Here is a 10541-nt window from a genome sequence, read left to right on the forward strand (position 1 = left end):
AGCCGACCGGCACGCGCCCGCCGTCGAGGTGTTCCGCACCAGCTGGCGGCAGATCCTCACCGCGATCGGCACCCGGTTCGGCGAGAACATCTCCTACTACATCCTGACCTCCTTCCTGCTGGTCTACGTCACCACCCACCTGGAACTGAGCAAGAGCACCGCGTTGAACGCGGTGTTGATCGGCTCGGCGGTCCACTTCCTGACCATCCCGGCCTGGGGGGCGTTGTCGGACCGGATCGGGCGGCGTCCGGTGACGTTGATCGGGTCGGTGGGGATGGCGGCGTGGGCGTTCGCGTTCTTCGCCCTGGTGGACTCCCGGTCCTTCGGGGTGATCACGCTGGCGGTCACGGTGGGGTTGCTGTTCCACGGCGCGATGTACGGGCCGCAGGCGGCGTTCATCTCCGAGATGTTCGACACCCGCGTGCGCTACACCGGGGCCTCCATGGGCTCCCAGCTGTCCTCGATCATCGCCGGCGCCCTGGCCCCCATCATCGCCGTCGAACTCCTCAAGGACTTCGACTCCGCCATGCCCATCTCGGTGTACGTGTGCGCGGCCGCCGTCGTGACCACCATCACCGTCGCGGTGATCAAGGAGACGCGCGGGCGCGACCTGACCCGCCCGCTGACCGGCGGCCCCGCCCCCGCGGCGCCCGGGAAACAGCCGATCCCCGGCTCGTGACACCCCGCCCGCCGCGTCCACCCCGCAGGAACCCCACCGGAAAGGCCGCCATGAACCGCTACAAGATCCTGGCCGTGGGAGGCGCCGTGGCGCTGTCCGGCGTGACGGCCGGTCCCGCCCGGTCGGCCGCGGCGCCCGCCGACGAGGCGTGCACGAGGCTCGCGGGACTGGCCGTCCCCGCGTCGGCGATCGGGCTGCCGACCGGCGGCGGGCACGTCCGCCAGGCGACACCGGTCCCCGCCTCCGGACAGGGCGCCTCGGCCGTCGGCGCCCACTGCCGGGTGGACGCGGCGCTGCGCCCGGTGGACCCGAAAGCGCCCGACATCCTGATGCGCGTCGCCCTGCCGGCGGCCTGGAACGGCAAGGCCATGATGTTCGGCGGCGGCGGATACGACGGCACCATCCCCAACATCGCGGGCAACGTGCCCTACGGACCGCCCGACCGGCCCACCCCGCTGGGGCGCGGCTACGCCACCTTCGCCAGTGACTCCGGGCACCAGGCGGCGCCCGACTTCCAGCCCACCACCTCCCTGGACGGCTCGTTCGCCGTCAACGACGAGGCGCTGCGCAACTTCGCCGGCGACGCGCTGAAGAAGACGCGTGACGCGGCGGTCCACCTGATCGGCGAACGGTACGGCGGGGCCAGGCCCTCCCGCAGCTACTTCGCCGGCGGCTCCACGGGAGGACGCGAGGGCCTCGCGGTGGCGCAGCGCTGGCCCCGCGACTTCGACGGCGTCATCGCGGTCTACCCCGCCTGGAACGCCGCGACGCTGGACCTGTTCTTCGGCTACGAGGCCCAGGTGCTGTCGCGTCCCGGCGCGTTCCCCGGCCCGGCCGAGCAGGAGCTGCTCCACCGCAGCGTCGTCAACGCCTGCGACGGCGGCGACGGCCTGCGCGACGGCGTGGTCTCCAACGAGCGGGGCTGCCGCTTCGACCCCCGCGTCCTGCGCTGCACCGCCCACCCGACCGGCACCTGCCTGACCGACCGGCAGATCCGCGCCGTCCGGGCGCTGTCCTCGCCGCTGCGGCTGCCCTACCGGCTGGCCAGCGGCGAGACCGGGTACCCCGGCTTCCCGTTCCTGTCGGGCGCCGCCATGACCACGCCGCTGCTGGGCATGGGCACCACCGCCCCGGCCCACCCCATGCCCAGGACCAGCGGCTACGGCGTGCAGTTCTGGGACCAGTGGATCCGCCACGCCGTCACCAGGAACCCGGCCCACGACTCGCTGACGGTCGACCCCCGCCACCCCGGCAGGTGGCGCGACCGCATCAGCCGCCTGTCGGCCCTCCAGGACGTCAACGACCCCGACCTGCGGCCGTTCGCCCGCGCCGGCGGCCGCCTGATCATCGTGCACGGCCTGGCCGACGAGCTGGTCAGCCACCGTTCCACCGCCCAGTACTTCGCCCGCGTCAACGCCACCATGGGCGCCGACGCCACGCGGCGCTTCGCCCGCTTCTACACCGTGCCCGGCGCCAACCACGTCAACGTCAAGGCCGCCTTCGCCGCCGGATGGGACTCCCTCACCGCCCTGGAGAACTGGAGGGAACGCGCCACCGCGCCCCGCGACCCCGTCGTCACCGACGTCAACCCCGGCGCCTCCGCGCGCACCCGCCCCCTGTGCGAGTACCCCGCCTGGCCCCGCTACCGGGGCACCGGCGACCCCGGCGCCGCGACCGGTTTCACCTGCCGACGGTCCTGAACGCCCTCGCCCCTTCGACCGCCGTTCCGGCGGCCGGGGGAGCCGACCTGCCGCTCACCCCGTCAGGGTGTTCTCGGGGAGGTCCCGGCCGTGGGCGGGACGGGGGGCGCGGGCGAGGCGGGAGGGCCACCAGTTGTGGCGGCCCAGCAGGGTCATCAGGGCGGGCAGGACGACGATCCGGATCGCCACGGCGTCGATGAGGACGGCGACCGCGAGGCCGACGCCCATCTGCTTCATGTCCATCATCCGCAGGGTGCCGAAGACCGCGAACACCGAGATCATGATCACCGCGGCGCTGGTCACGACGCCCGCCGAGCGGATGATGCCGTCGGCGACCGCCTGCCGGGTGGGCAGCCCGGCCAGTGCCGCCTCGCGGATCCGGCTGACCAGGAAGACGTGGTAGTCCATCGACAGCCCGAACAGCACCGCGAACAGGAACAGCGGGATCCAGGCGATGACGTGCCCGGTCGAGGTGAAGCCGAGCGGGCCCTCGGCCCAGGTGTGCTGGAAGACCAGGACGAGGACGCCGAACGAGGCGCCGACCGACAGCAGGTTGACGAAGATCGCGGTGAGCGCGACCACGAGTGACCGGAAGATCATCGCCATCGTCAGGAACGTGAGGAGCAGCACGAAACCGATCACCAGCGGCAGCCGCTCCTCCAGCCGTGCGCCGAAGTCGTGGCTGTCGGCCGCCGCGCCGCCGACCCAGTGCTCGGCCCCGGGGACCCGGCCGGCGGTCTCGGGCACCAGCGCGCCGCGCAGTTTCCCCAGGGCGTCCTGTACCTGCCGGGAGTTGGTGTCGTACGGGGAGGCCAGCCGGAGCGTGTGCACGCGGCGGTCGGCCGACGCGCGCACCCCGGTGCCGGTCGGGGTGAAGAGGGGGTCGCCCGCGGTCCGTTCGGCGAGCCGGGTGAGGGCCCGCCCGGCCTCGTCCGCGCTCGCGGCCGGGGCGCGGACGACCACCAGGTGGAAGGTGGAGCGGCCGGGGAACGCGGCGGTCAGCCGGTCGTAGGTCCTCATGGCGGGGATCGCCCGGGGCAGCTCGTCGGCCGTGGTCGGCCTGAGGTCGAGCCCGAGCGCGGGCATCGCGAGGGCGCCGAGGGCGAGCACCGAGACCAGCAGGGTGACCGCCGGGCGCCGGAGCGCGGGGCGCAGCAGGGCCGGCCACAGGCGGGGGTTCTCGCGCGTCGCGGTGAGCCGCCCGACGAGCGGGACGCGCGGACGGTCGACGCGCGGGCCCAGCTTGGCCAGGACGGCGGGCAGGACGGTGACCGAGCCGAGCATCGCCACCGCCACCACGATGATCGCCGCCGTGGCGAGGGACGTGAAGGTCACGTGACCGGCCAGGAACAGGCCGGCCATGGAGACGATCACGGCGAGCGCGGAGACGACGACCGAGTGGCCCGAGGTGGCCGCCGCGATCTCGATGGCGGCGAGGTGGCCGTGGCCCCGGGCGCGCTCCTCGCGCTCGCGGCGCAGGTAGAAGAGCGAGTAGTCGACGCCGACCGCCAGCCCCATCAGCATGATCATGCTGGTCGCCGAGTCGTACATCGGGACCAGGTGCGAGACCAGCCCGGTCAGCCCGACCGCGCCGAGCACGGCGGTGATCGCCAGCAGCAGCGGCACGCCGGCCGCGACCAGCGCCCCGAACGTCACGAGCAGGATGAGCAGCGTGATCGGCAGCCCGAACATGTCGGCCCTGAGCAGCTCCTTGAGGATCAGCTCGGTGAGCCCCTTCTGGATGGAGGCGTCGCCCGCCTGCTCGATCCGCAGTCCGGGATGGGCGTCCTGGACGGCCCTGGTCTGCTCCAGCAGCGGGCCGACGCGGTCGGGAGCGGTCTCGGGGTCTCCGCTCATGGTGACGGGCAGCAGGAGGGCCTCGCCCCTGGGCGACCGCGCGGGCTCGCCCACCGCGGCCACCTCGGGGAGCGCGCGCATCCGCCGGGCCATCTCGGTGGCGGCCCGGGTGGCGGCCGCCTGGTCGAGCGTGCCCCGCCGCGCCGTGATCAGGACGTTCTCCCCGGCGGGTTCGGCGACGCCGTGGTCGTGCGCCACGCGGGCCGCCCGGCCGGACTCGCCCGTCCCCAGATCGATCATGGTCGCCTGCCGCGTGCCCGCCAGGCCGCCGATGACCACGCAGGCCACCACGAACACCAGCCACAGCCCCATGGCGCGCCACGGATGGGTGGCGCTCCAGCGCGCCACCCGGACCGTCAGCCCCTGTCTGCCCATCGTCGGTCGCCCTTCGTCGTTCCTCCAGCGGCGGTACGGCGTCGATGGTCTTGGCGGGCGGGCGGCCGGACACTGGGCCCAGGCCCCCGCACGAGGTAGGGCTTCCTCCCCTTTCCGCGCGGCCGACAAGGGGACCTAGACCTACCGTTCTCCGTGATCGGCCAGGTGAGAATGGGCCGCGTGGCGGCGGACGGCGTCATGGGGACGGGTGGGGAGCGGGATGAGTGACGGCCAGGCCGGCGAGCACGTCGGGGATCTCCTGCGGCGCTGGCTGGGCGACACGGGACGCGGGCTGATCCTGGCGCTCTTCTCCCAGGCCGCCCACATCCCGTTGCTCGTCCTGGCCCTGGTGTCACTCGCGCTGGTCCCGGTGGGCGTGGGGGTGCTGCTCGCGCCGTCCGCGCTGCTCGCGGTGCGCGCGCTGGCCAACCAGCAGCGGATGTGGGCGGCGCGGTGGTCGGGCGTCGAGATCCACCGGCCCTATCGGCCCGCGCCGCCCGGAGCGGTCTCCCCGGCGCGGCGGCTGTGGTGGCTGCTCGGCGACCCGGCGACATGGCGGGACCTGCTGTGGCTGGTGGCCGCGATCCCGGTCGGCCTGCCGCTGGGGCTGCTGCCGGGATTCCTCACCGTGTACGGGCTGGAAGGCGTGCTGGTGGCGCCCTGGCTGCCACCGTCCATCGGCTACGGCTGGGGCCCCTTCTGGCCGCTGCGCGACTGGGGAGCGGTCGGCATGGCCGGCTGCGTCGTGCTGGGCTCGGCGCTCGCCGTCGGCGGGCTGCGGACGGGGCCGGGCGTCCTCAAGGGGTACGCGCTGTTCAGCCGCTGGCTGCTGGCGCCGATGCGCGGGGCGCTGGAACACCGCGTCCAGGAGCTGACCGAGACGCGGTCGGAGACCGTGGACGCCTCGGCGGCGGAGCTGCGGCGCATCGAGCGCGACCTGCACGACGGCGCGCAGGCCCGGCTCGTGGCCCTCAGCATGAACATCGGGCTGGCCGAGGAGCTCATGAAACGCGATCCCCAGGGCGCGCGGAGACTCCTGGCCGAGGCGCGCGAGACCAGCGGCGCCGCCCTCACCGAGCTGCGCGGCCTCGTCCGCGGCATCCACCCGCCGGTCCTGGCCGAACGCGGTCTCGACGGCGGCGTGCGCGCCCTCGCGCTCGCCCTCCCGCTGCCCGTGGACGTGACGGTCGAGCTGCCCGGCCGCGCCGAGGCCCCGGTCGAGTCGGCCGCCTACTTCGCCGTCGCCGAGATGCTGGCCAACGTCGCCAAGCACAGCGGCGCCCGCCGCGCCTGGATCGACCTCCACCACGCGGACGGGGAGCTCACGATGATCGTCGGTGACGACGGCCGGGGCGGCGCCGACCCGTCCGCCGGGTCCGGCATCCGGGGGATCGAACGCCGCCTGGCCGCGTTCGACGGGACCACGGTCGTGACCAGCCCGCCCGGCGGACCCACCGTCGTGACCATGAAGATCCCCTGCGCGCTGTCGGGGCCGAAGAGCCCGCCGCCCTCCGGAAGGAACTGATCCGGCCGTGGAACCCGGTGCCTCGGCTCCGCGCCGGTCAGCCCACCAGGGGGAGAGGCCCGACGCCGGTGACGGCCTCGGCGAGGGAGCGGATGAGCTGGTTCTCGTTCTCGCTGAGCCAGACCAGGGCGTACGGCAGCGGGCCCATGTCGGTGACGGGCAGGTAGGTGATGTCCGGCCGCACCCAGTAGCGGGTCATGTGGGCGGGGAAGAGGGTGACGACCTCCGCCATGCTGGTGAGGGTGATCGCCTCCTCGGTGTCCCGCACCAGGGGACTGCGTTCGATCGGGCGGCCCCGGGGGGTCTGGCGCGGAAGGTAGGCGTCGATCCAGTAGTCGGGCCCGGTGTCGGCGCCCGGATGCGGGAAGTCGGCGATCGTCTCCAGCGAGACCGGCCCGCGCCCGGCGAGCTCGTGGTCGGTGGAGACGGCCAGCACCCGGGGGTCGGAGAACAGGACCGGCCCCACGGTGAGATCGGGCTCGTCGACCGGCAACCAGGCGACGAGGACGTCCACGTCCCTGCGCCGCAGCGCGGCGAAGGCGTCGCTGAACTGCGTGCGCTGGATGCGCAGCCTGCACTGCGGATGACGGGCGCGGAAGGCGTCCCAGTAGGGGCGCAGGTCGTGCGCGTTGACGGGGAGCATGCCGACGTGGAGCGTGCCGGTGATGCCCTGGGCGGCCAGCCGGGCGCGCCGCACGCCGTCCCTCAACCCGGTGTGGAGGGGGAGGATGTCGTCGCGGAGCTGGCGGCCGACCGGCGTCAGCCGCACCGTGCGGCTGGTCCGCTCGAACAGCGGCGCGCCGATGTGCCGCTCCTGCTTCTGGATCGCCTGGGTGACGCGGGCGGGCGACAGGCGCAGCCGGGCGGCGGTGCGGCCGAAGTGCAGCTCCTCGGCCAGGGTGAGGAAGATCTCGATGTCCCGCAGCTCCACGTCCGACCCGTTCCGTTCACTCCCGCTGAAGGTGATCTTGAGGATTCCGTCGTTGTTCCGGGCGTTCACCGTACTGGAGGATCCAGGTTCAGGAACCGCTCGTTCGGGGAGCATCGCGATGAACATCCTCACTTCCGGCATCGGTGTCGCCGGCCCCGTCCTGGCGTACCGGCCGGGCCACCACGGCCTCCCCCCGACCGTGGTCGGGTGCGCGCCGTAGCCGCCCTCCGGCTCACCGGCGGAGCCGCCGCACGCCGGGCGTCGAGAGGCCGCCCGCACGCCTCCCCGACCATCGAAGCGGACTGAGGACGGGCTCCCGGACGCGAGCGCCGCCAGGTCCGGACGGGCATCCCTCCACCGCGCGATCTCCTCCCAAGGACGCGAGGACGCCGCACGGACAAGGCGATCGCCGGGGGCGGCGGCTGGCGGCGTCCGGTCCCCTTCCCGACCGCATCCGCCGCGCGGAACGCGCGACCCCTTCGAGGCCCGGACCGCGGGACAGGGGCGGACGCCCGGCCCGTCCCGGTCCGGACAAGCAGCCGCGTCCCCCTGCCCAACGTGATGGAGATGACGATGAGCCTGGCCCGTCTGGGGCTGACCGCCGATCAGGAACGTCTCTACCGCTACCTGCTGCGCAACCCCAACGCCGATCCGCGCACCCTCGGCGCGGAGCTGGCCGTGCCCGAACTGCCGCGGGTGGTCGCCGAGTTGCAGGCGCTCGGCCTGCTCGACGAGGGACGGGCCCCCGCGCCCCCGGTGGCCGCCGTCGACCTGCTCGTGCAGCAGCGCATCGAGCACGCCCGGCGCCAGCTCGACGATCTCACCCTCGCCTGGGACATCCTCACCGAGCTGGCCGAGGAGCACGGCAGCGGCCGCACCGTCCACCTGATCGAGCACGTCCCCGGCGGCCCGGAGGTCGTCCGCCGCGTCCGCGCCCTGCTCGCCACCGAACCGCGCGAGCTCGCCCGCCTGCAACTCCACGCCGCCCATCCCGGCGCCGGCCATGACGACGAGGCCTTCCACCATCTGCTGGTGCGCGGGCTGCGCAGCCGTACCCTGCTGCCCACGCACGCGCTCGGCCATCCGGACCGGGAGTCCCAGGTGCGGCACCGGCACTCCCTGGGCGACCTGCACCGGATCACCGCCGAACCGGTCCGGAACCTGGTCGTCGTCAACCGGTCGACCGCGTTCGTGCAGGCCGACCCCGCCGACCCCCGGGCCGGCGCGCTGCAGATCCGCCAGCCCGGCCTGGTGCGGATCCTCTCGGACCTGTTCGAGGGCATGTGGAGCCGCGCCTGCGACCTGGACGACCCGTTCCTGACGCCGGTCGAGCGGCGGGTCCTGCACGCCCTGGCCCAGCACCACACCGACGAGGCGGCGGCGCGTTCGCTGAGCATCTCGGTCCGCAAGTTCCGCGGCCACGTCGCCGACCTGAAGGCCCGCCTGGGCACCGAGACCCGTTTCCAGACCGCCCTGCGCGCCAGGGAACTCGGCTGGCTCTGACGGGGGGAGGCGCCTCACGCGGGCCGCGGCGGCTCGGACGCGTCCGGAACGGGTCGCGCGCCGTCCTCTTCCCGGGCGGGGGCGCGGTGGGGATGTGCCCGGCCTGCCGGGGCGACGGCCGGGGCGCCGAGGGCCAGCAGGGCGACGAGCGCGGCCACCAGGCCGAGCGCGCCGCCGAGCCCGATGACCTCGGCGGCCATGCCGATGAGCGGCGGCCCGGCGATGAAGCCCAGGTAGCCGCAGCTGGACACCGCGGCGATGGCGGGACCCGGGCCACCGGCGGACCGCCCGGCGGCGGTGAAGATGATCGGCACCACGCAGGCCAGCCCGAGGCCGAGCAGCGCCAGCCCCGCCAGCGCGGCGGGGATCTCGGCGACCAGCAGCGCCGCGGTGAAGCCGGTGGCGGCGAGGGCGGCCAGCCGGCGCACCACCCGGACCGGCCCGTACGCGGCGACCAGCCGGTCGCCGGCCAGCCGCCCGACCGTCATGGCGAGCGTGAACGCGGCGTAGCCGGCCCCGCCGGTGCCGGCGCCCGCGCCGAGGGTGTCGCGGAGGTAGAGGGCGCTCCAGTCGGCGGCGGCCCCCTCGGCGAGCAGCCCGGCGAACGCGAGCGCGGCCAGCAGCATCAGCGGGCGGGTGGGGCGGGCGAAGGCCGGGCCGGTGTGGAGGGCGTCGTCACCGGCGGGCAGGAGCGCGCGGGTGGCGACGGCCCCGAGGACCAGGGCGGCGGCGCCCGCCGCGAGCAGATGCCAGGGGACGGGCAGGCGGAGGTGGGCGGCGAACGCGCCGGTCCCGGCGCCGACCAGGGCGCCGAGGCTGAAGCAACCGTGCAGGCCGGACATGATGGGCCGCGGGTAGCGGGTCTGGACGGCCATTCCGGCGCTGTTCATGGCGACGTCCAGGGTCCCCATGGCGGCGCCCCAGAGGGTGAGGGCGGCGAGCAGCGCGGCCCAGGTGGGCGCGAGGCCGATCAGGACGGGCACGGCGCAGAACGCGGCGAGGGCGGCGCGGACGACGGGCCGGGAGCCGTGCCGGGAGACCAGGGCGCCGGCGGCGGACATGGCGGCGACGGCGCCGAGGGCGGGGCCGAGCAGCGCGGCGCCGAGGGCACCGTCGCCGAGCCCGAGGGCGTCCTTGACCTCGGGGATGCGCGGCACCCAGGAGGAGAACACGGCGCCGTTGAGGAAGAACACCGTGGCCACGGCCCGGCGGGCCGCGCGCGGCGGGGGAGTCGTCGTGCGGGTCACGGGCCCGCCCCTCTCTTGTTTACCGGTCAACACGAGCAGGCTAGGGATAGTGTGTTGACCGGTCAACTCCAGGAGGGGGGTACGCGGTGGTGACGTTGCGGGACGTGGCGCGCGAGGCCGGGGTGTCGCACACCACGGTGTCCAACGCCTACCACCGGCCCGACCGGCTGTCCGCGGCCGTCCGGGAACGGGTGCTGAGGGTGGCGCGGGAGCTGGGGTACCCCGGCCCGGACCCGCTGGCGGCGGGCCTGGCGACCCGCCGGGTCGGCGCGCTGGGGCTGCTGTTCACCGAGGACCTGGCGTACGCGTTCACCGACCCGGCCGCGGCGCTGCTGCTCCAGGGGATGGCGTCCACGAGCGGGCTGGCGGAGGTGTGCCTGACGCTGATCCCGGCGCCGCCCGACCCGTCCCTCCGGCCGGGGCGGGGGCACGGGACGGTCGCCGAGGCGGTGCGGCGGGCGGTGGTGGACGGACTGCTGGTGTACTCCCTGTCGGACGGCCACCCGGCGCTGGCGGCGGCGCGGGAGCGCGGCCTGCCGATGGTCCTGGTCGACGAGCCGGAGCCGGACGGCGACGAGCCGTTCGTGGGCGTGGACGACCGGGGCGGCGCGCGACGGGCGGCGGCGCACCTGGTGGAGCTCGGCCACCGGCGGTTCGCGGTGCTGGCCGACCGGCTGTCCGCCGACGGCCGGACCGGCCCGGCGGGCCCCGCGCGGCTGCGGGC

At 75.0% G+C, this 10541-nt stretch carries 8 protein-coding genes; 5 read left to right on the top strand and 3 right to left on the bottom strand.

From position 1 onward, the window contains the following. Both AKI01S_RS46495 and AKI01S_RS46500 read left to right on the top strand, forming a co-directional pair. The coding region (locus tag AKI01S_RS46495; RefSeq protein WP_157420652.1) for an MFS transporter at positions 1–679 on the top strand (679 nt) is incomplete at its 5' end. A gap of 50 nt (positions 680–729) precedes the next feature. Next, positions 730–2379: a tannase/feruloyl esterase family alpha/beta hydrolase gene (locus AKI01S_RS46500; protein ID WP_067832919.1), complete on the top strand. Its 1650-nt coding sequence runs from the start codon at positions 730–732 to the stop codon at positions 2377–2379. Positions 2380–2433: 54 nt separating this feature from the next. Here the strand turns inward: AKI01S_RS46500 and AKI01S_RS46505 are convergent, their stop codons facing one another. Next, positions 2434–4611, bottom strand: coding sequence for an MMPL family transporter (locus tag AKI01S_RS46505; protein ID WP_067832922.1), 2178 nt, complete (start codon positions 4609–4611; stop codon positions 2434–2436). Between the two features lie 220 nt (positions 4612–4831). Between AKI01S_RS46505 and AKI01S_RS46510 the strand changes: the two genes are divergently transcribed. Continuing rightward, entirely contained in the window at positions 4832–6136 is a 1305-nt protein-coding gene (locus AKI01S_RS46510) for a sensor histidine kinase (protein ID WP_084000924.1), read from the top strand. A 37-nt stretch (positions 6137–6173) separates the two neighbouring features. Here AKI01S_RS46510 and AKI01S_RS46515 read toward each other — a convergent pair whose 3' ends face one another. Next, entirely contained in the window at positions 6174–7136 is a 963-nt protein-coding gene (locus AKI01S_RS46515) for a LysR family transcriptional regulator (protein ID WP_245682076.1), read from the bottom strand. A gap of 504 nt (positions 7137–7640) precedes the next feature. Here AKI01S_RS46515 and AKI01S_RS46520 point away from each other — a divergent pair. Continuing rightward, entirely contained in the window at positions 7641–8570 is a 930-nt protein-coding gene (locus AKI01S_RS46520; protein WP_157420654.1) for a helix-turn-helix domain-containing protein, read from the top strand. Positions 8571–8584: 14 nt separating this feature from the next. On the opposite strand, the gene AKI01S_RS46525 is transcribed toward AKI01S_RS46520, so the two are convergent. Further along, a complete protein-coding gene (locus AKI01S_RS46525; RefSeq protein ID WP_067832929.1) occupies positions 8585–9817 on the bottom strand; it encodes an MFS transporter in 1233 nt (410 codons plus the stop codon). Between the two features lie 89 nt (positions 9818–9906). On the opposite strand from AKI01S_RS46525, the gene AKI01S_RS46530 reads away from it, so the two are divergent. Further along, positions 9907–10541 (top strand): LacI family DNA-binding transcriptional regulator (locus AKI01S_RS46530; protein ID WP_169814136.1); only part of this gene is annotated, 635 nt, incomplete at its 3' end.

It is taken from the genome of Actinomadura kijaniata NBRC 14229 (assembly GCF_001552175.1).
Classification (GTDB): Bacteria; Actinomycetota; Actinomycetes; order Streptosporangiales; family Streptosporangiaceae; genus Spirillospora; species Spirillospora kijaniata.

Excerpts from the sequence above, each read along its gene's own strand:
- AKI01S_RS46520 (WP_157420654.1), top strand. The coding sequence starts at position 7,641 with ATGAGCCTGGCCCGTCTGGGGCTGACCGCCGATCAGGAACGTCTCTAC.
- AKI01S_RS46510 (WP_084000924.1), top strand. The coding sequence starts at position 4,832 with ATGAGTGACGGCCAGGCCGGCGAGCACGTCGGGGATCTCCTGCGGCGC.
- AKI01S_RS46500 (WP_067832919.1), top strand. The coding sequence starts at position 730 with ATGAACCGCTACAAGATCCTGGCCGTGGGAGGCGCCGTGGCGCTGTCC.
- AKI01S_RS46505 (WP_067832922.1), bottom strand. The coding sequence starts at position 4,611 with ATGGGCAGACAGGGGCTGACGGTCCGGGTGGCGCGCTGGAGCGCCACC.